Origin of the sequence: Gottfriedia acidiceleris (assembly GCF_004138285.1) — a bacterium.
Classification (GTDB): Bacteria; Bacillota; Bacilli; order Bacillales; family Bacillaceae_G; genus Gottfriedia; species Gottfriedia acidiceleris_A.
Genome location: NZ_SCFN01000027.1, coordinates 16,834 through 42,919, shown reverse-complemented (window position 1 = coordinate 42,919; position 26,086 = coordinate 16,834). Strand labels below are relative to the sequence as shown.

Below are 26,086 nucleotides of genomic sequence, written 5' to 3'. Positions count from 1 at the left end.
GGTTGAAATAAAAATTCTGAGTAATAAGGGTTCTTAAAGGTTGTCTAATTAGACAGCCTTTTTTAAGTCCAAAAATCAACTTTTTAATTCAACAGTGCCTAAATGAAAAAAATTCCATAATTAAAATAAATAGGGATATTTAAGTCATTTTATTCAAAAAATACTCTTATGCCAAACTATGTAAGAGGAATCTATGAAAAAAATATTAAAATTCATATTTAAAACTTTAGTACTCCTATTTTCACTATTGGTCATATTATTTGCTTTAAATGAGATTGAAATGGAGAAAGCTCAAAAAAAGAATATTTTTGCTGAAAAACCAATAACTTATCCAATGGGATATAGTGATTTGTCGATTTATACGAACGGAATGAAGTTAAATAACCAATTATTTAATGATATTAGGAATGCAAAAAAGGAAGTGCATATCTACTTTTTTTCAGTTTCTAATGATCGTGTTTCACATCAATTTTTAGATATCTTAAAAAAGAAGAGCGATGAAGGAATTCCAGTTTATTATGCAGTTGATCGTCTTGGTGGAATTTTATTAGAACGGAAAGAAAGAAAATCTTTAATCGATCATGGAGTTCATTTTACATATTTTAATAAACCGCAATTATCCTATTTTTTTGCATCGTTAAATAACAGAAATCATCGTCGGATGACGATTATTGATGGGGAAATTGGCTATATTGGTGGGTTTAATATAGGTAAAAAGTATATTGATGAAAAAAAAGGATTAAAACCTTGGGAAGATGTTCAGCTTAGATTAGTAGGTAGCGGTGTTGAAGGCTTAGAAAAACAATTTGTACATGATTGGAGAAAAAATTCAGACCAAAAAATTACACAGATGGAGATCAGTAAAAAAATTGGAAAAAACCAGCATCAATTTGTTTCTTATACTAAAATAGGGATTGAGCAAGAATATAGTAAATTGTTTAAACAAGCAAAACATTCTATAACAATTTATTCTCCATATTTTATACCGAATAATAAAGTGATATGGGATACATTATTAGATGCAGCAAATAGAGGAATTGAAGTGAAAATACTATATTCTCATAAGTCAGATGCACTTCTAGTACAACAAGCAGCATTTCCATATATAAAGCAAGCTTGGAAAAATAATATAAAAGTCTATGGGTTTAAAAAAGGTATTTTTCACGGTAAAGTAATTAAAATTGATGATAAAGTATTAATGATTGGCACAACAAATTTTGATTCCAGGTCATTTCATTTAACGGATGAATTGAATTGCTATATATATGATCAACAATTTATCAAACAGGTAGATCCAAAATTAGCCGATGTATTCAATCATGCATTTGAAATTACGCCTACTTATATTAAAAATTTACCTTTTAAAGAACGAATAAAAGAAAAAATAGCGAAAGTATTTGAGTTTTATTTATAGGGTAAAAACTAGTTGTACTTTATTATTATTTAAAGAAATACAATAAAAAAATAATGTAAGATTAATCAAGAAAATTGGTTAATCTTTTTTTATTTTCAAATATTTATAAAAATACAATTGATTTTATAATTATTCATAATTATAATGAAGAATATAATTTTATAAAAGGGGATATTAAAATGAAAGTCGGTATTATGGGGGTAACCGGATATGGTGGTCTTGAACTTGTAAGATTACTATCAATGCATCCGGAAATAAGTGGTATGAATTTTTATTCAACATCAGATTATACGGAAGATTTGTCTACGTATTATCCACATTTAGCTACAAGTACTAGTGGGTCAATAAAAAAGTGGAATAAAAATAAATCTGTTTCCGAAAATGATATTTTGTTTTTTGCTACACCACATGGAGTTAGCAGTGAATTAATGGAAGAAATCGATTTTTCGAAAACTAAATTGATTGATCTATCAGGAGATTTTCGATTAAAAAAAGAAGAAACATACCAAAAATGGTATAAACATACACATCCTTGTTTTTCAAAAGCGACTCAATTTACATACGGACTATCTGAACTAAATCGAGAAGCAATCAAACAATCCAATAATATAGCTAATCCGGGATGTTATCCAACGGCAACTCTACTCGGAGTCGCGCCATTATTAAAGGCAGGAATTGTAGAGAAAAATTCGATTATAGTAGATGCTAAATCTGGAATTTCTGGAGCTGGAAAAACGGCTAATCAAACGACTCAATTTATGAATCGAAATGAAAATTTAACAGCCTATAAAATTACTGAACATCAACATATACCTGAAATTGAACAATTTATTGCATCAATTGATTCAACACAGGATTTTATAACTTTTACACCACATTTAATTCCAATGACAAGAGGAATTTTGTCAACAATTTATGTTACTTCAACACGTGAAATTAGTAACGAAGAATTAAAAGAAATCTATAACCAAAGTTATGAAGATTCCTATTTTGTGAGAGTAAGAGACGGAGTACCTTGTACAAAAGATGTTTATGGTTCAAATTTTTGTGATTTATACGCTACTTACGACGATCGTACAAACCGAATCACAATCGTTTCTGTCATTGATAACCTTGTTAAGGGGGCGGCAGGTCAGGCAATTCAAAATATGAATTTAATGTTAGGTTTGCCAGATGAAACAGGTTTACAATTTACACCAATATTTCCATAAGGAGAGATAAAAGTTGATAACAAAAGAAAAGAATATAAAAAAAATAAATGGAACAATTACATCACCAAATGGTTTTTATGCTAGTGGAGTTCATGCCGGATTACGTTATAAACGTAAAGATTTAGGATTAATTTATTCTGAGAAGCCAGCATCAGTTGCGGCAGTTTATACATTAAATTTATTTCCAGCTGCACCAATTGCGATTACAAAAAAGAGTATTTCATATAGTAATAAGCTTCAAGCAGTTTTAGTAAATAGTGGTTGTGCAAATGCATGTACAGGTAAAAAAGGAGAGGATGATGCCTATTTAATGAGATCATGGTGTGCTGAGCATCTTAATTTACCAGAACACTTAGTCGCAATCGCATCGACTGGTGTAATCGGTGAATATTTAAAAATGGATCGATTAAAAAGCGGCATTGACAAGTTAACTCTAGGTAATAAGTTGGAAGATGGAGAAGATTTTGGCCACGCAATATTAACGACAGATACTGTTATAAAAACTACTTGTTATGAAGTATTGATTGACGGAAAGATCGTAACGATTGCTGGGTCTGCAAAAGGTTCTGGAATGATTCATCCAAATATGGCAACTATGCTTGGTTTTGTGACAACTGACGCTACGATTAGTTCTGGTCAGTTACAAACTTTATTAAAAGAAGTGACGGATAAGACATTTAACCAAATTACAGTTGATGGAGATACTTCAACAAATGATATGGTTTTAGTTATGGCAAATGGAGCTGTTGAACATGAGGAATTAACTGAAAGTCATCCAGATTGGGCTAATTTTGTAACCGCATTTCAATTAGTTTGTGAAGACTTGGCTAAAAAGATTGCTAGAGATGGTGAAGGGGCAACTAAGTTAATTGAAGTAAATGTAAATGGAGCTTCAAGTCAAAAAAATGCAAATCAAATTGCTAAAACGATCGTCGGATCTAATTTAGTAAAAACAGCTGTTTATGGTGAAGACGCTAACTGGGGAAGAATTATTGGTGCCATTGGATATAGCGGGGTTGAAGGGAATTTTAATCAAATCGATATTTCCATTAATGGTGTAACAGTATTATTTGGTAGTAAACCTGTTGAGTTCAACGAAGAAGAGGCTAAAATTGCTTTGAAAAATGAGATTATTTATATTGATGTCCATTTACACGAAGGTGATGCACTTGGTACTGCATGGGGCTGCGATTTAACTTATGATTATGTGAAAATAAATGCAAGCTATCGCACATAAGGGGGAATTAAACATTGGAAACAGTAGTCATTAAACTTGGTGGTAGTTTAATCCATAACTTATCAAATACATTCTTTGAAAATATAAACCAATTAAAAATGAGTGGTAAAAAAGTCATCCTTGTTCATGGAGGGGGACCACTTATAAATAACTTATTATTAAAGTTTTCAATTCCAGTAGAAATGGAAGACGGCATTCGTAAGACTTCATCCGAAGTTTTAGAAATTGTAGAGTATGTACTAAATGGTAAAATCAATAAAGATTTAACGATTATTTGTAATCAATATAATATTAAAGCGATTGGTCTATCAGGATGTGACAATCTATTACTGGAAGCTTCACTTTTTAATAAGGGAAAATTAGGTTGGGTTGGAGAAATTGAGGATGTAAATACAAATCTATTAGATTTACTACTTAACAATGATTATGTACCAGTAATTTCACCTGTCGGGGTGGATAAAATTGGCCAAAAATATAATATTAATGCAGATGAAGCGGCAAAAAGTATTGCCAAGGCAATGAATGCGGAATTACTCTGCTTTATCACAAATACAAATGGTGTTTTAGATCTAGAACAAAAATTGATTGAAAGGATTACGCCTAGTGAAGTTGATAAATTAATCGATGAAAAAACAATTTATGGTGGAATGATTCCTAAAGTTACAAGTGCTTTAAATGCATTAAATGTAGTTAATTCAGTGGCTATTGTAGGTGAGAATTTTTTAAATGAAAATGGAACGATTAACGGTACAGTATTTACAAAAGGAGTTGTGTTAAGTGAGTAATTTATTCCCAACTTATAATAAAAAAACAATTAATTTTCAAAACGGAAAAGGTACTTACTTATATGATGACGAAAATAACAAGTACCTAGATTTTTTAAGTGGAATTGCTGTTTGTAACTTAGGTCATTGTCATCCAAAAGTTGTAAATGCACTAAAGGAACAAGTAGAATCGATTTGGCACGTATCAAATTTATTTACAATTAAAAAACAAGAAGAGCTAGCTAAAGTTTTAGTAAAAAGCTTTAAGGATGGATTAGTATTTTTCTGTAATAGTGGTACAGAAGCGAATGAGGCAGCTATAAAATTAGCTAGAAAACATTCAGGTAAATCTCATATAATCAGTTTTAAACAAAGCTTTCATGGACGTACTTTTGGATCAATGGCTGCTACAGGTCAGTCTAAAATTCATGAAGGATACGGCGAGATGTTAAGTGGCTTTACATATGTACCATATAATGATTTAAATGCTTTACAAAATGAAATTAACGAAAATACTGGAGCAATTATTTTGGAAGTAATCCAAGGTGAAGGTGGTGTAATTGTTGGTAATAATGATTTTTTTGAAGGCGTTCAAGCTCTTTGTAAAAAACATGAATTATTACTCATTGTTGATGAAATACAAACCGGAGTGGGCAGAACAGGAACAATGTTTGCCTATGAACAAACTCCACTAAACCCAGATATTATTACACTAGCAAAAGGTTTAGGGAATGGTTTTCCAGTTGGGGCAATGCTCGGTAAGAACAATCTAGCTAACACATTCTCGATAGGTGCGCATGGTTCAACCTTTGGCGGAAATTATTTAGCAATGGCGGCTGCTTTTGAAACAATCAATATTATTAATGATTTGCCATTCTTAAATAGTGTGAAAGATAAAGGACAGTATTTATTTGATAAATTAGCCGAAATAAAAGAAGAGTTTCCACAAATATTAGAAATACGCGGTAAAGGATTAATGGTTGGTATCGAATTAAATCTATCTGTAGATCAACTAGTAGAACAATTTATAAAGAATGGTTTAATCGTTGGTACTGCAGGCGCTAATGTATTAAGATTATTACCGCCGATCAATTTATCATACGAAGAAATAGATGAAGCAATCCAAATTATGAAACAAGTACTTTCTTCTTATTTTTTAGATAGCCAAGTAAAATAATGTACAGTGTTTTTTGACTAGAAGGCATTCATGGACCTATACCATGATGCCTTTTTATTATTTAGGCCTTTCTACTTGATTCGTTAAAATAGATTGAAAGTTGAATTAATTTTTTAGATAATGGAATAATCACTTTTATTGGGGGAGGAGCTAGGCTATGTATCATATTCGTGTAAGAGCATGTGCTTTAATTGTTGAAAATGATTCAGTTTTATTAATTCAATTTACAGATGAGGACGGAATTCATTATAATTTACCAGCTGGCGGTACCGAACCTAGTGAGACAATTATTGAAGCTGTAAAAAGAGAAGCATTTGAAGAAGCAGGTGTAGAAGTTGAGGTTGGGGAACTAGTATTTGTTTCAGAAAATGCACCTCATCTGACTGGTCATAGAATACATGGATTAAGTTTAATGTTCCGATGCCATATTAAAGAAGACTCAATTCCAACGATGCCACTAAATCCAGATCCAAATCAAACTGGCGTAGAGTGGGTACCAATCAATGAATTAGACAATATCATCTTATATCCAAATATTAAAGATCAAATTATTCAATATGCAAAAGGTAACTATCAAAATAATCGATTAATTGAAGAGTACAAATTAAAAGAACAACTAATTTGATTATTCACTCCATCTTTCATTTAACTGTAGTTGAGTTTCTCCATGTAATTTTTTTAAAAAAGTGTGGGACTCAACTTTTCTACTTTTTCCAAAGTGGTCAACTCTACATTTTTTTAGCAATCATGAAAAACTATTCTTTTTAGAAAAAGGGTGATTAGTTGATAAACCTTCCAGAACAGTTTATAAAAACGATTAAAGCTATCCATAAAGAAAAAGGGGACATATGGCTCGAGAATTTTGAAGACTTGTGTAATAGATGTGAATTTCGATGGAATATGAAAATATTATCTCCATTTGAATTATCATATAATTTTGTAGCGCCAATTTTAATTGATGGTCAAAAAAACGCAGTTATTAAACTAGCAGTCCCAAATGAGGAATTTAATAGTGAGATTGAAGCTTTAAAGGAGTTTAAAGATAATGAATTCGTTAAAGTTATTGATTCAGATCTTAATGAAGGAATCCTAATTTTAGAACAACTATTGCCTGGCGAAACTCTTGCTACGATTGAAAATGAAGAAGAGGCAATGTACATAGCCGTCAAAGTGATGAAAAATTTATGGAAAGCTACACCTAAAGCCACTAAAATACCTTCTATATTAAGTAGAGAAAAAAGCTTAAGTCGAATCGTTGAAAAATTTCCTAATGGCTTAGGCCCTATATCAAAAGAAATGCTATTAGATGCGTTTGATATTTTTAAGGAAATGAATCGTACACAATCTACAAAATACTTACTTCACGGGGACTTACATCATTATAATATATTAAATGCAGGAGAAAACTCATGGAAAGTTATTGATCCAAAAGGATTAATAGGCGAAAGAGAATATGACATCATCCAGTTTCTTTTGAACAACTTAGAGGGGAAAGATATTTCTACAACTCTAGAAAATCGAATTGATTTACTAGTAAAAGAATTGAATCTAAATAAAGAAAGGGTACTACTGTGGGGTTATTCACATGCTGTGTTATCAACATGTTGGAGTTTAGAAGATGAAGGAACTTATAATGAATCCTTTTTTCAGGCTATAAATATTTTTAAAGATTTACATAGAAAATTAATTCACAATGTTGATTAATGAAAAAACCATCTATGTTTAGATGGTTTTCAGAGTGTTGAAATATATTGTAGTCAATATTGAGAAATACAAACATTAAATAAATTTCTTTGAAAAAATAGTCTATTTATTATTGTTTTATCTGTCATCTTATTATAAACAAGTGATTTTGGTAGATACATGTTTTAACTAACTTGCAGAAATTAAATATCTTCTTTTTTGACGATCAATATTTCTAAAGATGTGTAAGTCGTCATCATAAGTTACAATTTGAATAATAAAGGGTAATTCATTCGTTCAATTGACTATTCTATTGTTTTTAAGATTATTCTTTTTTTATAAAGAACTTGATTGGAACGAAAGGGTGCTCGACTCCTATGGGAGAAGCGGGAAGGCTAAAGACCCCGCAGGCGGCGCCGAGGAGGCTCAGGTCTCGCCCCATGGAAAGCGAGCTCCCTGTAGTGGAAATCAATTTCACACAACTTACTTATCAAAGTTAATCCAAATTGACAATTTCTTTTTTCAACAGCATGAAAGGCTATCTGTTTAGATAGTCTTTAGTAAATTTTATGATTCAGAGGAGTGCCTCATTTTTTTTATGAGTAATGTTTAGGAAGTTGCTCTTATTAGTTAACGCTATTAAAATTTATTTTTTAAATACAAAACTCGGATTATTTAAATCATTATTTTTAATGACTACATCGGCAGTAAGTTGAGGTGAGTGTTGCTCCAAATAGAGTTTCGAAGCTGCATGATACCTTTTAATAAACATTTCTTCAGCTTTTTCAAAGCTTCCGAATGCTCGTTCTTCACGGATTGCTCCTCTTTTTCTTGCAATATCAAATTCGGTATCTACGAATATTTTAAAATCGTACAGGTTACATAAATCCCTCTTAAATAAAAATGTTCCATCTATAATAAAAATCATATCTTTGGTTGCAACTTTTAAATCTGAATTAACATACTCATCCTTATGAAAGTCGAAGGAAGTTGTTTGATAATGCAAATTGCCATTTGGTCCTAAAGGAATTAAAAGTTTTTGCTTAAAAGCCTCGTAATCATGGGCAGCCTCATAATAACCTAAAGCTGATTCCTTCCCACGTTTGTAACGGATCTCTCTCGGGTTATGAAAATGATCTATACTTGTTCTAATCACGTTCTTTTTCCTGCGTTTAAGTTCCTCAGCTAGTTCATTAGCAATTGTTGTCTTACCAGATGCCGTGATTCCACTAACTCCCACTCGGATTGGATGATCTATTTTTAAACACAAGATTTTATTTACCAAATTAGAAATTAGTTTGCTCCTTAACATAAATCCTCCTTATTAGCGAAGAACTTTTTAATTTGGTCCATTAATATTATTCGAATTATTAGGATTTGTTGTGCTTCTCCCAATTTCTTCATTTAATGTTTGATTATCGCTTTTATTTGGAGTGCCAGTTCCAAACTTCTTTTCCATAAAAAAACCAAATGCAATCATAAGAATAACAAATCCCAAAATTATAAATCCAAACAATGTCATTTACCTCCTGCCATTTTTAATAACTCAAATTTACACATAAATGTATGTATAATAAAAAGCTTTGTTTGGTTCTACCTTTAAGATATTCCATTTTTTTCCACAAAATTCCTCTTCCTTATTGAACTAAAATTCCATTTTGCTCTAACAACGGCATATTATGTTTGGTTTCCTTAGCTCTGCACTATTCTTCAAAACCACCGTAGGAAATAGAAAACAGTCCCTAAATACAAGAGAGCATTTATAATTAAAATAAAAGAACCTATCTTGAATAATAATTTTCAAAATAGGTTCTTTTTCTCTTATCTTCCTAAAACATGTTCAATTAAACCATAACTCCAAAATCCAAGTAAAGCTAAACTACTCGCTAAAATGATATAGGCAATAAAAATTTGCCATTTTTTACGATTACTAGAAACATAGTAAGATTCTAACGTTTCTTGTTGTTTCAGTAAAGGTGCAATCCTTTTATGTTTAATTTCTTGAATCTTTTCATCAACATAAGTTCTCCAGTCTAAGTCTGGTTCATGGAAACGTGCTCGAACAGAACGAATTAGATAGTTTATTTCAAGACGTTCCTTATGAATTTCTAATTCTAATTTCTTATTATCCTCAAAAAATGGAAAAAAGAAACGTTTTACAATCGTACGATCAGAATAGACATTAAAAATCCCAAATTGAAATTGTTTAATAGTATGTTCGTATAGTTTTATTTTTTCTTTTATTACCTTTAATTGGTAAGCTTCTCGAATTCGTTTAATGAATGTAGTAATACCTAAAATAATAATATAAAATGCGATAAAACTAGGTTGATAAAATAAATACACTAGCATCATCATAATACCGATAAACCAAAAAATTGGAGGTAATACACTTAAAATTCTCCCTCCATCTAGAGGAGAAATAGGAATTAAATTAAACAAATTAAGTATACAGCCAAAAGCAATTACTAATCCGAAAAATTCATTATGTGTGTAATGATAGAGAGGAATTGCTGGTAGAACTGAAATTAAGCCAAAAAACGGACCACCAAATGCTACATAAGATTCAGTTACAGCATCTTTTGGCGTTTCTTTAAGTGAAATAACTGCCCCGACAAAAGGAATAAAAAATGCTGGTGAAGTTGGTAGACCCTTTTGTTTCGCAGCAATTAAATGCCCACCCTCATGACAAATTAATAAGTAAACAAGTGCGAAAGCAAAATACCATCCAAATGTAAATCCGTATACAAATAAAGACAATATCATGGTTAAAAAAGATAAAAATTTTGCAGCTTTTAATAGCGGTAAAAGTAGCTTTAATTTAGTACCTATTAGTGCGATTACAACACCAATTCTTGTTAATGATTTTTTCGTTTTATTATTGATCATTGGTTGTGCCATTCATTTCACCTTCTCGCTAATTATGATATGATTATGTGTATAAAAATTATATCATTAAAGATTATTTGTTTGACAGAATAATAAAGAAATAGGGACTAAAGTCTGTCCTTTTACAAAAAATTTAATAGAATGATAACGAAATAAATGAAAATCAATGTTAGAAAGTTATCTTTCTAACTTTTGCATTTTTCTAGAATATTTTATTATATGAAATACTAACAATGAAATTAACTAAGGATTGATAAAATAATGAATATATATGGGATGATTAAAGAAGTAGCAGATAATAAAGGTAAAAACATAGCTTTTAGTTACGATGGAAACAAAATGAATTATGAAGAACTCATTTTATCGTCTGAAAACATAGCACAAATATTAGTTGAAAATAAGATTGAAAAGGGAGATAAAATAGCGATTTTATTAGGAAATTCTCCTGAGTTTGTACAAACCTATTTAGCAATATTAAGACTCGGTGCGATCGTCATTCCATTAAATCCAGCTTTTACAGAAAGTGAACTTAGCTATATTTTAAAAGACTCTTCCACTAAACTTGTAATTTCAACTAGTGAACAGGAAAAAAAACTTAAAAGTGTTAAAAATCAGTGTCCTACTTTATTAAATATTATTTTAATAAATGAAATACAACCGACAGTGAAAATAAAAAATCAATTAGAAGAAATTGAAACCCTACAAGATGATACGGCTGTTATTCTATATACATCAGGAACAACCGGAAACCCTAAAGGTGCCATGTTGTCTCATTTCAATTTAATTGAAAATGCAAATGATTTTTCCAAGTTAATCGAATTAAGTGAGAATGATCAAATGATCGCTGTCCTTCCAATGTTTCATTCATTTTGCTTAACATTATGTGTAAATATGATTTTGTTAAATGGAGCATCAACGATCATCATTCCTAAATTTAATCCAGCTGAATTAGTTGAGGTAATAAAGAAACAAAAAGCTACTTTAATTGCAGCAGTACCGACGATTTATAATTATTTATATCAATTAAAAAGTGCGACAGCAAATGATTTTAGAAGTTTGAGAGCATGTATTTCTGGCGGTGCATCAATACCAATCGAATTATTACAGTCAATTCAAGAAAAATACAATGTTTTAATTGTAGAAGGCTACGGACTATCTGAAACAGCTCCAGTTCTTACTTTCAATCCATATCGTGGTATTTGCAAACCAGGATCAGTTGGTCTTGATCTACCTAGTGTTGAGACAAGAATAGTAAATGAAGATGGCGATGAAGTTCCAACTGGGCAAGTAGGAGAAGTTGTTGCGATTGGCCCGAATGTGATGCGTGGTTATTTAAATAATATAGAAGAAACTGAAAAAGCATTTTCTAACGGTTGGTTTAAAACGGGTGATCTCGGTAAAAAAGATGAAGATGGATATTTATTTTTATTAGATCGAAAAAAAGATGTTATTATAACGAACGGATATAATGTTTACCCTAGAGAAATAGAAGAGCGCCTTTATCAACATCCTAATATTATTGAAGCAGCGGTAGTCGGGAAACCTAATCAATTAATAGGTGAAAGTGTGTGTGCTTATTTAGTCGTTTCAAATAATTCACTTTCAGAAAGTGAGATCATTGATTTTTGTAAAAAAGCACTTGTTTATTATAAAGTTCCTAAGGAAATTTATTTTGTAAAAGAACTGCCTAAAAATGGTACTGGGAAAATTTTAAAAAGAAATCTTAGATAATTTTGGAGACCAATCATTTGAATGGTCTTTTTTTTTTTTTGCAAATTTGGGCTATTGTCTAAAGCTGGTGGTCTTTTTTTGCAAAAATAAGAAAAATACTTACTCATAAGGTGATTATGAGTAAGTAAAATAGCAAAACGATGAAAATAGGTTACTCATAAAGGGTTCATGAGTAAGTAAAAAAGCAGAAGATAAAAATCCCCAACTAATAAAGAATACATAAGTAGCTAAAATAAAAAAATGTGCTCATAATAATGAGTACAAGCTAAAGTCACTAAATAAAATAACTATATTTCCCATGATCATTCATATTGAAATTTTCACGAAGGATTTTCCAAATACCTTTTTTTGATTTGTAAATTGCATCCACTCATAAACCGCATTAGTTGTAATTTTTCGATCTGGATAGAGTAATTTAAGTTCTTCAACACTCCTTAATATTCCATTGGGAAGTTCTTCTACATAATTTTTCATATTCGACCTCCTTTCAATCTATTATTACATACAAGCAAACTTAATAATTTGATGACTTTTAACTTATTTACGAAAAAATACTTAAAAGTTTTGTTTAGACTTATTTCACAAAAATTTTACACTTTTTTAAGATTTATATGATATAGTTCACTTAATTTCAATTCAAAATAATCCTTTATTTATAGAGGGTGTAGTTTACGACAGTAGCTAGAATGCTAAGAATAAAGATAATCTAAATAAAATTTTATTACCGAGCGAGTGAAAGAAATGTCAATTAAAATGAGGTTTCTGTTGTCTTATATTGGGGTGATTCTTTTCTCAATCACATTATTATTGGCAGCAGGTTTTTTAATAATTTTTGCAATAACTGGAGATGTAAAGTCAGTTGAACATCTTTACAAAAAAACCTATGTACAAAAGCCTTTGACAACAGTAGAAGAAAGTGTGTTTCTCGATCTGAAGTTACTTGCTAAAAATAATCCTAAGCAGTTACTTAATAAGAAGGAACTAAAAAGTATTGAGCATAAGAATATCGGAATTGTAGTTCGAAAGGGAACACATATCGAGTACGCTTCCCCGTCGTTAGACAAAAAAGTGTTGGAACATGCACTTCCTGGGTTTGAGGCAACGAATATTAATACTCGTGATACGATTAAAATTAATGATTTGTTTTTTACGTATGTGAAATTTGATTTTTATTTTCCAGATCAAAGCCAAGGGAGTATTTTTGTCTTAAAGAAGGCAAGCTCATATACCGAGGTTATTCGTAATCTTTTTCCAATTTTACTAGGATTACTGCTTTTTTTATTTATCATGATAATTGGAATGTTAAATTACTTAGTTTCAAGAAGTATTATTAAGCCTATCTCAAAACTTAAAAATGGTGCTGAAAAAATTAAAGTTGGGGATTTAAATTTTGAAATTGATACGAATTCAAATGATGAAATTGGTGTATTAAATAAAGCGTTTGAGGAAATGAGAATAAAATTAAAAGAATCGATCAATCTCCAGATTCAATATGAGGAAAATCGTAAAGAGCTATTGTCCAATATTTCACATGATTTGAAAACACCGATTACTTCAATAATTGGATATGTGGAAGGGATAAAAGATGGTGTAGCAAATACTCCAGAGAAAATGGAAAAATATTTATCAACAGTTTACTCTAAAGCAAAGGACATGGATTCATTAATCGATGAATTGTTCTTATTCTCTAAACTGGATTTAAAAAAAGAACCATTTCATTTTGAAACTTTCGAGTTGAATAAATATATTGGTAGCTATATAGAAGAAATTTATTTGGATTTACTACAGCAAGGCATCAAGATAGAATTTAGTCTATTAAATGAATCAATCGATGTAACAGCGGATCGAGAGAAATTAAAAAGAGTGTTGTCAAACTTAGTAAGCAATTGTGTGAAATATATGGACAAAAAAGAAAAGAAAATTTCATTTTCATTAAATGAACAATTAAATGAAGTAATTGTAGAAGTAACAGATAATGGACAAGGTATTGATCCTGCTGCGTTACCATTTATTTTTGAACGTTTTTACCGTGCAGAACAATCAAGAAATTCACAAACTGGCGGTAGTGGTTTAGGACTAGCAATCGCAAAACAAATTGTTGAAGAGCACGAAGGGAAAATCTGGGCAACTAGCGAGATTGGTAAGGGGACAAGTATATTCTTTTCCTTAAAGAAAGGTGAGAGAAATTGAAAGAAATATTACTCATTGAAGATGATATAAGCATTGCAGAATTACAAAGAGATTATTTAGAAATAAATGATTTTCGTGTAGATATTCAACATAATGGCGATGAAGGCCTTCAACATGCACTAAATGGAAATTATGATTTAATCATTTTGGATATCATGTTGCCAGGCAAAAATGGTTTTGAAATTTGTAAAGAACTACGTGCTGTAAAAAACATTCCTATTTTATTTGTATCTGCTAAAAAAGAAGATATTGATAAAATTAGAGGCCTCGGTTTAGGTGCGGACGATTATATTACAAAGCCATTTAGCCCAAGTGAACTAGTTGCAAGAGTAAAGGCACATTTATCGCGATATGAAAGGCTTGCAGGGAATAATACCGTTTCAAAAACAATTTTCGTACATGGTATTTCAATCGATCGTTCTGCTCGTAAAGTTTTTGTTAACGAAGTAGAAGTACCATTTACGACAAAAGAATTTGATTTGATGGTGTTTTTTGTAATGAACCCGAACCAAGTATTAAGTAAAGAACAGCTCTATGAAAAGGTTTGGGGCCTCGAATCAGCTGCAGACGTTTCAACTGTAACTGTCCATGTTAGTAGATTACGTGAAAAGATAGAAAGAGACCCTACAAACCCTAAGTTCTTGGAAACAGTTTGGGGAGCGGGATATCGATTTAATGTATAACAACATTTAAAAACCGTCACTTGTTGGCGGTTTTTTATCTAAAGCCCTGTAAAGGTTGATTGTTGATTTTCATATGGAACTAAATTACAGGACAATTGACTATCAATCGAATTATTGTGGTTACTTAAATCGCCACTATCACTATATGTGTATTCCAGGTTCAAACGATATCGTTTGGTCTACTCCATTCATTGTAACAGGGACTCCAAAAGGGACTCCGTAATTTGGAGAACAGTGACCAATAGGAAATCCGCTTAAAATCGGCAATTCCAGCGGGACAATATGATCATACACAATTTCTGCTATTGTAAGGGAAGATTTACGTTTTTGTGGCCCGCAATCTTTAAAATCTCCAAAGATGATCCCTTTACAATCCTCAAACTTCCTTGCCAAACGCAATTGATTGATCATTCGATCAATACGATAGGGTTCTTCTTGAATGTCTTCAATAAATAAAATTTTACCTTTTGTATCTATCTCATAAGGTGTACCGAACGTGCTTGTAATAACTGTTAGATTGCCACCGGTTATTGGGGCAGTTACAGAATGTGAAAATGTAGGGTATGTATTTGTTTCAGAAGCAGAAAAGATTAAACTGAGCGGCTCTAATAATTGCTTGAAAGAACCAATCGTCTCTGTTAGTACGTCATCTGCCCCACACTCTTGCATCATAGGTCCATGAAACGTCACCAAGTTTGCTTTTTGTTGCAAAGCAATATGCAAAGCTGTGATGTCACTGTATCCCCAAAAGATTTTCGGATTGTTTTTGATGTGCTCAAAGTCAATGTCTTGCAGCAATCTTCCGCTTCCATATCCTCCGGTTGCGCACAATACAGCCTTTACTTCAGGGTCATAGAAGGCTTTATGTAAGTCCGACACTCTGTTTTCATCGCTTCCTGCAAGATAGCCCCGCTTTTCTGTTACGCCTTTGCCGATCAGGACATTCAGGCCAGCTTGTTCTATTGTAAGCTTCATTTTCATCACATTTTCAATATTTGGTGGACTTGAAGGTGCAATAATCATTACAGTATCCCCTATTTTCAATGCATTCGGTTTTCGCATATTTTCCCTCCTATTTGTGTGACATCTTATATATATTCTATATCAAATAGCAATTTCCTTATCTAAGGCTTTTTTTTCAATGTATTTTTTACATTAGAAGGGGATTATCTGTATGATAGAGAATTTAACAGTTGAAAATGGGAAGGAGATGTTTAAGTGAAATCCTTAGAAAATGTAGAATTTAAAGCAGAGATTTCAAAAGAAAAGTTAGTAAATTGGAGAAGACACCTTCACAAATATCCAGAGCTTTCTTTTAATGAGAAAAAAACCTCTCAATTTGTATATGATACATTGCGATCTTTCGGAAATCTAGAGCTCTCACGTCCGACCGCATATAGCGTGATGGCAAGACTAGTTGGTGGTAAGCCTGGCAAAACGCTAGCAATTCGAGCCGATATGGATGCCCTGCCAATTGTTGAAGAAAACAACTTTGAGTTTGCCTCAACAGTTCCAGGCGTTATGCATGCCTGTGGTCATGACGGGCACACCGCCATTTTACTGGGAGCGGCTGAAATTTTGGCAAAACATAAAAATGAAATAAGTGGAGAAATCCGTTTCCTGTTCCAGCATGCCGAGGAACAATATCCTGGTGGAGGGGAGGAAATGGTGCATGCAGGCGTAATGGAAGGGGTTGATTACATAATCGGTTTGCATCTCATGTCCGGTTTGGAAGTCGGCAAAATTGGTATTGTTTACGGGCCGATGATGGCTGCCCCTGATACGTTCCATATCACAATCCGCGGCAAAGGCGGACATGCCGCGCATCCCGAAGATACTGTGGACAGCATCGCAATCGGAGCACAAATTATAACGAATTTGCAGCATATTGTTTCACGGAAAACCGATGCATTTGCGCAAAGGGTCCTTTCTGTTACCCAATTTCACGCTGGAACGGCTGATAATATCATTCCCGATACTGCTGAAATTGTCGGTACCGTTCGTTGTTTTGACGAAAAATTGCGATACGATGCGGAGTTGCGAATTGAACAAATTGTAAAAGGGATTTGCGAGGCTCATGGAGCAAGTTATTCCTGTCATTACAGATATGGTTACAGACCAGTTATCAATCATGATGCTGTCACAAAAGTGCTGGAACAAACAGCTATTGAGGTATATGGCAATGAATCTGTTGCGTATATCAAACCATCTATGGGTGGGGAAGACTTTTCTGCTTTTTTACAAAAAGCGGACGGATGCTTTTTTAAAATTGGTTCAGGATCAGAGAAAAGCGAAAGTACGTATCCACATCATCATCCAAGGTTTACAATCGATGAAGATTCTCTTGTTATTGGCCTGAACATGTTCTTGCATGCAGCATGTAATCTTTTGAGTTAGACATAAAGGGATAATAACGACCTTTTAAGCTGCAAATACTTGAGAAAGTCAATATATTCATTTATTGTTCGATAAATCGAATATAAAAAAGGTAATGTGTTAAATATACAGAATATTATAATTACTTAAGGGAAAATATTATTTGCTAGTAAGGAGGTAGATTTTATTTGAATCAACAAACCAAACGATTAACAGCTTTACTGTTGATCTTGGGAATTGCACTTCCTGGATGTGCAAACCAAAAAGAAGAGGCAACAACAGTTGGGGGCGTAGGTAAGGCAAATGCAAAACAAGTGCTACGGTTAGTTGAAACATCTGAGCTTTCATCAATGGATTCCTCACTTGTGGAAGACTCTACAACTCTCAGTGTACTAAACAATGTTATGGAGGGGCTTTACCGACAAGGAAAAGACAGTCAGCCAGTACCAGGAATTGCGAAATCCTATTCAGTGAGTAAAGATAGGAAAACATACATATTTGAACTACGTGATGCAAAATGGTCTAACGGTGATCCGGTGACAGCGCATGATTTTGAATATGGCTGGAAACGCACATTAGATCCAACCACAGCTTCAGAATATGCCTACATCATGTATGATGTCAAAAACGCAAAGAAGATAAATGAAAACCAACTTCCTGTAGAACAATTGGGAGTAAAGGCTATCGATGATCATACGTTAGAAGTACAACTCGATAATCCAGTTCCATATTTCTTAAGTTTGACCGCACTTGCCCCGTTCATGCCGTTGAATGAAAAGGTTGTAGAGGAACAGGGCAAGAATTACGGAATGGAAGCGAACTCAGTTGTTTATGACGGCCCATTCAAAATGAGTGAATGGAAACACGAACAAAGCTTTAAGCTTGAGAAAAACCGAGACTATTGGGATAAAAAAACAGTAAAGCTGGATGAAATCAACTTTAATATTGCGAAGGATAATTCTACAGCTGTCAATTTATATCAGACAGGAGCAATTGACCGGGTAAGTCTAACAGCCGAATTTGTGGATAAGTATAAAAACGATAAAGAATTTAAAACAGCACAAGAAGGAAGGCTTATTTATTTAAAGTTAAATAACCAAAATCCTATTTTAAAAAATGTGAATGTGCGTAAAGCAATAGATATGGGCTACAACAAAAAAGAGATTACAGACGTAATCTTAAATAACGGGTCAACGCCTGCTTATTACTTTGTCGCCAAGAATTTGGCATATGGTCCGGATGGGGAAGATTTCGACGATACTACAGGAGACTTCAATAAAACGAATATTGCGAAGGCAAAGGAATATTGGGAAAAGGCTAAGCGGGAGCTTAGAAAACAAAGTATTGTTTTAGAGCTTCTGATCGCAGAAGACGATAGTAATAAGAAAATTTCCCAATATTTGAAGTTTGAACTTGAAAAAAATCTACCTGGTTTAACAGTGAACATCAAGGTCCAACCTGCACAGCCTAAATTTGCCCTAGAAGATAATCTCCAGTACGATATCTCTTTGGCTGGATGGGGACCGGATTATCCGGATCCGATGACTTTCTTGGATAAATGGGTGACAAACAATAACATAGCGTACTCAAATCCGAAGTATGATGAATTAATCACAAAAGCAAAAACGACACTACTCCAAGATCCTAAATCTCGATGGAATGCTTTAGCTGAGGCTGAAGAGCAATTACTTGGAAAGGATGCAGCTATTTCACCTATGTATCAGAATGGGGTGGCATATTTGGAAAAATCCTATGTGAAAAATGTATACAATCACCCTTATGGAGTGAAAAATTCTTACAAATGGGCTTACATAAAAAAATAAAAGACACATAGATTGTTTCTTCTAGGGGAGTAGTGGAATTTATTTTTGATAGACGTAAAAGTTAATTTCAATTTCATTTGCAAGGTCGGCAGAAACAATTTAAAAATACTTAAGTAGTTAAAATGGTTAATAAAACAAACAAAAGCTATAGTTGCACTTGAGTCCCCTAAACTGTCTAATTAGACAGTTTTTTTAATTCAGAGCTTATCTATAAAGAAAAATTATTAAAAATTTTATCCATTTTTAATAATTTGTTTAGATGGAGTTTTCATTTAAGGAATAACATAGATTTCAGACGAACAAAGGTCTAACTATTGAAAAAGATTGGAGGAAAATTTCCCAGGAATAAGACGATATTTTCATGTTGAATTGTTATGGAATAGGAGGACGTTGTACTTTGTGTGGAAGTTACTTGCAGTAATAACCAGCTGCATACTTTTGCTAAATGGATGTGCCTCATTTGCTAAGGGGGAAGAAAAAGTGAACGAACAGTTATTTCAAGCAGCAAAACGTGGAGAAACTGATATCGTAAAGAAGTTGATTGAGAATGGTGCGAATATAAATGCACAGAATTCTAATGGACAAACTGCCACAATGATTGCAACTTATCATAACGATTTCAAAACTGCAAAAGTACTGATAGAAGCTGGCGCAGATGTCAATATTCGAGATCATATGAAAAACAATCCCTATATTTATATGCTGGTGCAGAAGGCTTTATAGATATTCTAAAACTTACTATTAAAGCAGGTGCTGATCCATCAATTACGAACCGGTATGGTGGAACAGCATTAATTCCCGCTTCAGAACATGGATATGTGGATGTCGTAAAAGAGCTTCTTAATCATACTGAAATTGATGTTAATCATGTCAATAATCTCGGATGGACGGCCCTCTTAGAAGCAATTATTTTGAACGATGGAAATGAAAAACAACAGCAAACAGTACAATTGCTTATTGATAATGGAGCAGATGTTAATTTACCAGATCAAGAAAATGTTACGCCTATACAGCATGCACGTGAAAGAGGTTTTAAAGAAATCGAAGAAATTTTGCTAAAAGCAGGAGCAAAATAACGAATGATTTTAAATGACAAGTTTTTGAATAATTGGAGATTATATAAAATACAAAACAATGAAATTTTGAGAGGACAATTAAAATGAATAATAAAACAAAAACAATTTCATCTATATTACTCGGATTAACATTAGTAGTAACAGGTTGCAATACAGCTGCTAATGCACAAGAAGAGCATAGTAAACAAAAGCAAGAAAGAGTTTACAAGGCTCCTAAAAAAGTAAAGAACAAATTAACAAAAGGGCAGGAAATGGCTAAAATTTTAAGTAGTACAAACTGGCAAGGTACAAGAGTGTATGATAAAAATCATCATGACTTAACAAAAGAGAACGCAAATTTTATTGGTCTTGCTAAATATGATGCAAAATCAGGAAGATACGAATTTTTTGATGCAAAGACAGGTCAAAGTCGTGGTGATAAAGGAACATTTTTTATTACAAATGATGGTAAAAAACGAATTTTAATTTCTGAATCAATGAATTACCAAGCTGTAGTTGATATGACAAAACTAAATAAAAACGTATTTACTTATAAAAGAATGGGAAAAGATGCAAACGGTAATGACGTAGAAGTGTACGTTGAACATGTCCCATATAAAGAAAAAGAGCTCTCTTTTACAGATCCTGATAAAAAATTAGATTCTAAAACAGGCGAGATTGTAAAAAAAGTTGATGGAGATAAAATTTTAGGTAGAACACTTTGGAATGGTACAAAAGTACTGGATGAACAAGGGAATGACGTAACGAAATATAATACGAATTTTATTAGTCTTGCAAAATTTGATGGATACACTAATAAATATGAGTTTTTCAATCTTGAAACAGGTAAAAGCCGTGGTGACTATGGATATTTCGATATTGCCCATGAAAATAAAATTAGAGCACATGTTTCAATCGGAACAAATAAGTATGGTGCCGTTCTTGAATTGACTGAGCTTAATAATAATAAATTTACTTATAAAAGAACAGGTAAAGACAAAGATGGTAAGGATATAACTGTATTTGTTGAGCATCAACCGTATAAAGGTGATTATAAACCGATGTTTAGTTTTTAATAAACTTAAAAAGGGATGGAGAAATCCATTCTTTTTTATTTGAAAAAGAAAATTTCTATTAATAAAAGTTAAACTGAACACTCCGTGCGTTTAAATTTTGACTTATTTTATAAAATGTAGGCTATAGTTTATCATTTTAATAACGTTTTTTTATTGTTTTTTTCAGAATTCCCCCAATACAACTAATATTATTTTCTTGATTTCTAAGGTGTTTTAACAGGTGCTAACCAAAAATTGGTAATTACAGCATCCTTTTTAATAGGAAATTAGTAAAAAAACCCCAATAGTAATTTTATGAATTCCCTTGTTTAATTAAAGTGTGGATGAATTTACATAAGTTAATTTTTAAATAGTATTTGTCTAACTTCCAATCTATTATTTGAAAAAGGGGAATTAAAATGGAAAACTATTCTACATATTACAATGGCAGTGTACCAGAATATGAAGTACCAATAGAAATTGGGAAACAAAAAGACTATGATGATATCTTGGATGAAGAAGAATCAAAATAAACGATGAAAGAAAACATCATTGGCAATCCGTATATAAATGAGTAAATATAAATTGCAAAAGCTTGTAGATATTGGGAATTTCCCGAAGTTTACAAGCTTTTTAATTATTCATTTACTCCTAACAACAATCGTTTTAAGCAAATTAATCACAGAAAAAGCTCTCAATACATACAATAAATGGGCACAAATACAATATTTTTCATCTTAAAAGGATGTGAGGAAGATTTATCCATTAAATAATTATAACTTAACAGGTATGCGATATGATTATTCAACCCCTCAATATCAAAGTGCTTTTCAATCTCGCAATATGAATAGTAATTATACGATTAAAGCAACAGGAAAAGGAGAAGTATTTGTGAAGCCCGACCAGTCGTTTGTACTATTAGGATCTGTAGTAGAAGATATGAAAGTACAAACGGCTCAGACAGAGAATGCAATTATTTCGAATAAAATTATAGAAGCATTAAAAGGGATCGGAATTAAACAAGACGAAATTGAAACGAATTCATATACAATCGATCGAATTGTTGATTACCAAGATTCACATCAAATTTTTAAGGGATATCGGGTGAGTCATATTTATAAAGTAATTGTGAAGGATCTTGCAAATGTTGGGAAAGTGATTGACGTTGCAGTTGAAAATGGAGCAAATGAAGTACGGAATCTTACATTTGAAGTATCAAATCCCGATCCGTATTACGGGGAAGCACTACAAAAGGCTACTTTAAATGCAAAAACGAATGCAGAAAACATCGCGAAATCCCTAGGGTTATCCATTAATAACATACCTATCTGGTTGGCTGAAGAAGGTATTCAAATTGTACGTCCGATGTCCTCATTAACAATGACTGCAGCTGCATTCAGCGGTCCAACAACACCAATTCAAGAGGGACAAATAAAAATAACTGCTTCAGTGCAGGCAATGTTTAATTATGTCAGTTATTAAATGTATAAACTATGGATTGGAAATAAAAGTATAATACATGGCAAGATTAAATGAGTTTTTTGAATTAATTAGTAAAAAGATTGATAAATTTAATGAAGCCATTTACAAAAAAACGGAAAAATGGGATAATATAGAAAATTTCGAAGGAGGAAAGTAAGTTTATGATGCCAACTAATTGCTGATATTAATTTAATTTAAATTAATAAGTTTTCCTAATGAGTTGAAAATTGCCTAATATATAGGCTTATTTGTTATGCTCTTATGGAATTAAGGCAAATTAGAAGGTAACTTACTTTACTGATAACGAGATAATTATTTATTGAATACTAGATCACTTTTGTAGTATTCCATCAGATTTATGTTTTAGTTGATGGGGCTTATATAAGAATTGTATGATTATATAGCTCTTGATAAATGATAAATCACCAAGTTTATTAGACTGTGAGAAGATTCTTTCTTCTTATAGTCTTTTTTATTTGGTTTTTGTAAATCTTAACAAACTTAAAAATAAATGAGTCGTAATTAAATAATTAAATCATATCAAAGTTCACTTCTTTACCTTGTCCATATAATGCATAACGAAATTTATGGATGAAAGAAGGAAATTTTATGTTCGAATTAAAAATAAATGGTCTTAAAAAATATATGGATGCAACTTTAGTGCTTAAAAATATAACATTTGAAGCTTATGAGGGTGATAAAATCGGTATTATTGGAATCAATGGGAGTGGTAAAAGTACCATTCTTAAGATAATAGCTGGAATTGTGCCGATGCATTATTATCCTGGATATCCTCAAACTTCTAGTTATGGTTATGATGAAGGTTTAATTAATTTCATTCCAAAAGGACTATCTACTGCATATTTGGAACAAACGCCAGTTTATCCTAAAGGCTTAAGAGTAATTGATGTTTTAAATATGGCTTTTGATGAAGTTACTAACTTAGAAAATCAAATGCGTGAGTTAGAAGATCAAATGAAAGTTTTAGAAAATAATGCCCTAGAAAGAGCAATGAAAAGGTATAGTGATTTAGTTCAATTATTTGAAGTAAATGGAGGCTATGAACGGGAAGAAAAGTTAGGAAAGGTATGTACTGGACTTAAATTTGAAGAAAGTTTTTTAAACAGAGATTTTGATCTATTAAGTGGTGGTGAAAAAACGACTGTATTACTTGGTAAACTTTTAATCAATAGTCCCGATATATTATTGCTTGATGAACCTACAAATCATTTAGATATGGACTCAGTAGAATGGTTAGAAGATTTTCTAAAAAATTATAATGGAATTGTATTGATTGTTTCCCATGATCGATATTTTTTAGATAATGTCGTAACAAAAATTGTGGAAGTGGAAGAAATGGAATCAATTACGTATAAGGGCAACTATTCATCTTTTGTTGAGCAAAAAGAAAAAAACTTACATCTCCAATTTGAGCATTTTAAAGAACAACAAAAAAAGATAAAAGCGATGGAAAATACAGTAACCAATTTAAGAGACTGGGCGATGCGTGCTGATAATAACAAATTTTTTAAAAGAGCTGCAAGTATACAGAAAAAACTTGATAAACTGAATAGAATTGAAAAACCAGTTTTTGAAAAAGAAAATATAAAATTAGATTTAAAGGGATCCAAACGATCGGGAAATGAAACAATTAAAGCAATTGGGCTTTCGAAATCTTATGAAGAAAAAGTACTATTCAAAGATACGAATTTATTGATTAATTATGGGGAAAGAGTTGGGCTTGTCGGTCCTAATGGAAGTGGAAAAACTACTTTCTTAAAGATGCTTTTAGGGGAAGAAAAATCAGATAATGGTGTGGTACAACCAGGTGCAAATGTACTGACCGCATATTTACCTCAGAAAATAAGTTTTAATAACGAAGAAATGACAGTACTTGAATGTTTTAGAGAGAATATCTCAATACCAGAAGGGAAAGCAAGGGAATATCTATCAAAATTTATGTTTTATAAAGAAAGTGTTTTTAAAAAAGTTAAATTCTTGTCAGGTGGAGAGAGAATTAGGCTGAAATTAGGAATGTTATTATTCAAAGATATCAATTTGTTAATACTTGATGAACCTACAAATCATCTTGATATTGATTCAATCGAAACACTTGAAGAAGCACTTGATGAATTTAAAGGCACAATTTTCTTTATTTCACATGACAGATATTTTATTAATAAATTGAGTCAACGAGTGATAGCTATTGAGGATTATGAATTAAAAAGCTATCTTGGCAATTATGATGATTATAAAAGTATAAAAGAAAAAATTAGTTTAAAAGAAACGAAGGAACCGGTTGAAAAAAAAGAAATTCGAAAAAAAGTTAAAAATAAGGATGATAATAACCAAGAAATAATTAAAGCTGAATTTCTAGCGAAAATTGAACGACTTGAAAAAGAAATAAATGAGATTGATCTAGTGATGAATAGTGAGGAAGATTATAATAAGCTTCATGATCTATATTGTAGGAAAATTGAATTAAGTAAAGATTTAGAATCGGCAATGGAATTGTGGTTAGCGTTGTAAGATCTCAGGAAAATCATCAATATTTAGAAATGTATAAAATTAACATTATGATTGTTTATTTAAACAGATAGAGATATAATAAATCCGGATGATATGGAAACATGATAATGTATTTGTTATGGATCTATTAAATTCATTTAACTTAAATTGGATTGGTATTTTAGTAAATTTTTTGCTAATTAACTATTCCACCAAGAAGACATAAAGCCTCTGAATCGGCTAATTTGTCTTCCTGGTGGAATTTTTTTTTTTTCAAAAAGGTGGGAAGTAAAATGAATTTGTGAGAAATGTGATACAAACTAATACAATATTCTTGGGTCTGAGTAAATAGGTTAAAGAATACTGTGCAAAGATAAGTTATAACATTTAAAAATTGAAATTGAGGCGAAAAAGTAATGTCAAAAAAAATACATGAATTTAATGATATGATGAGAAAACTTCGGAAAGATTTGTTTGGAAAGGGTCCAGAGCGAATTCATACAGTGTTCGTTGAAAACATGGCCGTTTCAACTTTATATGGTAATTTAACTCCAACTGAAAAATTTATTTCCGGAACAATGAACGGGGCAGAAATGGTTCATACTGCACGAACAAAAATGATTCAAGAATTGTACTTAAATAACCCACCAGAAGGTTTAGAAGAACTTGTTGGCGCAAAATTAGTCCATCTATTTTCAGATATGAAAGTTGAAGAGAATATAGGCATTTCTGTTTTTGTATTCGATCGAAATATTATATAGAAGAAGCGACTGTTTTTCATTTATTAAAAAAAAATCAAAAAAAAAAT

The 26,086-nt window shown here is 31.8% G+C and carries 21 protein-coding genes and 1 pseudogene; 17 read left to right on the top strand and 5 right to left on the bottom strand.

The annotated features are described in order from the left end of the window. Window positions 1-193: 193 nt before the first annotated feature. The 7 genes from EP747_RS22130 (at window position 194) to EP747_RS22100 (ending at window position 7,507) form a co-directional block, all read left to right on the top strand. A complete protein-coding gene (locus EP747_RS22130) occupies window positions 194-1,414 on the top strand; it encodes a phospholipase D-like domain-containing protein (protein ID WP_129692166.1) in 1,221 nt (406 codons plus the stop codon). 179 nt (window positions 1,415-1,593) lie between these two features. Then, complete coding sequence (argC, locus tag EP747_RS22125; RefSeq protein WP_129692165.1) at window positions 1,594-2,625, top strand: N-acetyl-gamma-glutamyl-phosphate reductase; 1,032 nt, start codon at window positions 1,594-1,596, stop codon at window positions 2,623-2,625. 13 nt (window positions 2,626-2,638) lie between these two features. Continuing rightward, window positions 2,639-3,862 carry a bifunctional ornithine acetyltransferase/N-acetylglutamate synthase gene (gene argJ, locus EP747_RS22120; protein ID WP_328590753.1) on the top strand — a complete coding sequence of 408 codons (1,224 nt, stop codon included), beginning with the start codon at window positions 2,639-2,641 and terminating at the stop codon, window positions 3,860-3,862. A gap of 14 nt (window positions 3,863-3,876) precedes the next feature. Next, window positions 3,877-4,647, top strand: coding sequence for an acetylglutamate kinase (gene argB / locus EP747_RS22115; protein ID WP_129692164.1), 771 nt, complete (start codon window positions 3,877-3,879; stop codon window positions 4,645-4,647). Further along, window positions 4,640-5,803, top strand: coding sequence for an acetylornithine transaminase (locus EP747_RS22110; RefSeq protein ID WP_129692163.1), 1,164 nt, complete (start codon window positions 4,640-4,642; stop codon window positions 5,801-5,803). The genes argB and EP747_RS22110 overlap by 8 nt, the downstream gene beginning before the upstream one ends. 157 nt (window positions 5,804-5,960) lie before the next feature. Further along, a complete protein-coding gene (locus EP747_RS22105) occupies window positions 5,961-6,428 on the top strand; it encodes an NUDIX domain-containing protein (protein WP_129692162.1) in 468 nt (155 codons plus the stop codon). Window positions 6,429-6,703: 275 nt separating this feature from the next. Continuing rightward, on the top strand, window positions 6,704-7,507 hold the full coding sequence (locus tag EP747_RS22100) for an aminoglycoside phosphotransferase family protein (RefSeq protein ID WP_165347218.1): 804 nt from the start codon (window positions 6,704-6,706) through the stop codon (window positions 7,505-7,507). A gap of 625 nt (window positions 7,508-8,132) precedes the next feature. Here the strand turns inward: EP747_RS22100 and EP747_RS22095 are convergent. The 3 genes from EP747_RS22095 to EP747_RS22090 form a co-directional block, all read right to left on the bottom strand. Further along, the gene (locus EP747_RS22095) at window positions 8,133-8,798 is read right to left on the bottom strand and encodes a hypothetical protein (RefSeq protein WP_129692160.1); all 666 of its coding nucleotides are present in this window, start codon (window positions 8,796-8,798) and stop codon (window positions 8,133-8,135) included. Between the two features lie 27 nt (window positions 8,799-8,825). After that, on the bottom strand, window positions 8,826-9,002 hold the full coding sequence (locus EP747_RS24425; RefSeq protein WP_165347217.1) for a hypothetical protein: 177 nt from the start codon (window positions 9,000-9,002) through the stop codon (window positions 8,826-8,828). 305 nt (window positions 9,003-9,307) lie between these two features. After that, the gene (locus EP747_RS22090; protein ID WP_129692159.1) at window positions 9,308-10,387 is read right to left on the bottom strand and encodes a site-2 protease family protein; all 1,080 of its coding nucleotides are present in this window, start codon (window positions 10,385-10,387) and stop codon (window positions 9,308-9,310) included. 249 nt (window positions 10,388-10,636) lie between these two features. Here EP747_RS22090 and EP747_RS22085 point away from each other — a divergent pair, with 249 nt between their 5' ends. Then, window positions 10,637-12,106, top strand: coding sequence for a long-chain-fatty-acid--CoA ligase (locus tag EP747_RS22085; protein WP_129692158.1), 1,470 nt, complete (start codon window positions 10,637-10,639; stop codon window positions 12,104-12,106). Between the two features lie 306 nt (window positions 12,107-12,412). Here the strand turns inward: EP747_RS22085 and EP747_RS24420 are convergent, their stop codons facing one another. Further along, window positions 12,413-12,580 (bottom strand): hypothetical protein, encoded by a 168-nt coding sequence (locus tag EP747_RS24420; RefSeq protein ID WP_165347215.1) that lies wholly within the window; start codon window positions 12,578-12,580, stop codon window positions 12,413-12,415. A 267-nt stretch (window positions 12,581-12,847) separates the two neighbouring features. On the opposite strand from EP747_RS24420, the gene EP747_RS22080 reads away from it, so the two are divergent. Together EP747_RS22080 and EP747_RS22075 are read left to right on the top strand one after the other, a co-directional pair. Further along, window positions 12,848-14,296 carry a sensor histidine kinase gene (locus EP747_RS22080; protein WP_129692157.1) on the top strand — a complete coding sequence of 483 codons (1,449 nt, stop codon included), beginning with the start codon at window positions 12,848-12,850 and terminating at the stop codon, window positions 14,294-14,296. Beyond that, window positions 14,293-14,979, top strand: coding sequence for a response regulator transcription factor (locus EP747_RS22075; protein WP_129692156.1), 687 nt, complete (start codon window positions 14,293-14,295; stop codon window positions 14,977-14,979). Before EP747_RS22080 ends, EP747_RS22075 begins: the two co-directional genes overlap by 4 nt. A 141-nt stretch (window positions 14,980-15,120) precedes the next feature. Here EP747_RS22075 and EP747_RS22070 read toward each other — a convergent pair whose 3' ends face one another. Continuing rightward, window positions 15,121-16,041: a S66 peptidase family protein gene (locus EP747_RS22070; protein ID WP_129692155.1), complete on the bottom strand. Its 921-nt coding sequence runs from the start codon at window positions 16,039-16,041 to the stop codon at window positions 15,121-15,123. Window positions 16,042-16,197: 156 nt separating this feature from the next. Between EP747_RS22070 and EP747_RS22065 the strand changes: the two genes are divergently transcribed. The 7 genes and pseudogenes from EP747_RS22065 to EP747_RS22035 all read left to right on the top strand — a co-directional run bounded on the left by EP747_RS22065 (window position 16,198) and on the right by EP747_RS22035 (window position 26,039). After that, window positions 16,198-17,376, top strand: coding sequence for an amidohydrolase (locus EP747_RS22065; RefSeq protein WP_129692154.1), 1,179 nt, complete (start codon window positions 16,198-16,200; stop codon window positions 17,374-17,376). 167 nt (window positions 17,377-17,543) lie between these two features. Further along, window positions 17,544-19,178: a peptide ABC transporter substrate-binding protein gene (locus EP747_RS22060; protein WP_129692153.1), complete on the top strand. Its 1,635-nt coding sequence runs from the start codon at window positions 17,544-17,546 to the stop codon at window positions 19,176-19,178. Between the two features lie 399 nt (window positions 19,179-19,577). Then, window positions 19,578-20,254 (top strand): annotated as a pseudogene (locus tag EP747_RS22055) (ankyrin repeat domain-containing protein). An 83-nt stretch (window positions 20,255-20,337) separates the two neighbouring features. Then, complete coding sequence (locus tag EP747_RS22050; RefSeq protein WP_129692152.1) at window positions 20,338-21,309, top strand: DUF4822 domain-containing protein; 972 nt, start codon at window positions 20,338-20,340, stop codon at window positions 21,307-21,309. Between the two features lie 726 nt (window positions 21,310-22,035). Further along, window positions 22,036-22,770: an SIMPL domain-containing protein gene (locus tag EP747_RS22045; RefSeq protein WP_129692151.1), complete on the top strand. Its 735-nt coding sequence runs from the start codon at window positions 22,036-22,038 to the stop codon at window positions 22,768-22,770. Window positions 22,771-23,379: 609 nt separating this feature from the next. After that, window positions 23,380-25,299 carry a ribosomal protection-like ABC-F family protein gene (gene abc-f, locus EP747_RS22040; protein WP_129692150.1) on the top strand — a complete coding sequence of 640 codons (1,920 nt, stop codon included), beginning with the start codon at window positions 23,380-23,382 and terminating at the stop codon, window positions 25,297-25,299. A 395-nt stretch (window positions 25,300-25,694) separates the two neighbouring features. After that, window positions 25,695-26,039 (top strand): DUF2294 domain-containing protein, encoded by a 345-nt coding sequence (locus EP747_RS22035; RefSeq protein WP_097977583.1) that lies wholly within the window; start codon window positions 25,695-25,697, stop codon window positions 26,037-26,039. The last annotated feature ends 47 nt before the right edge of the window (window positions 26,040-26,086 follow it).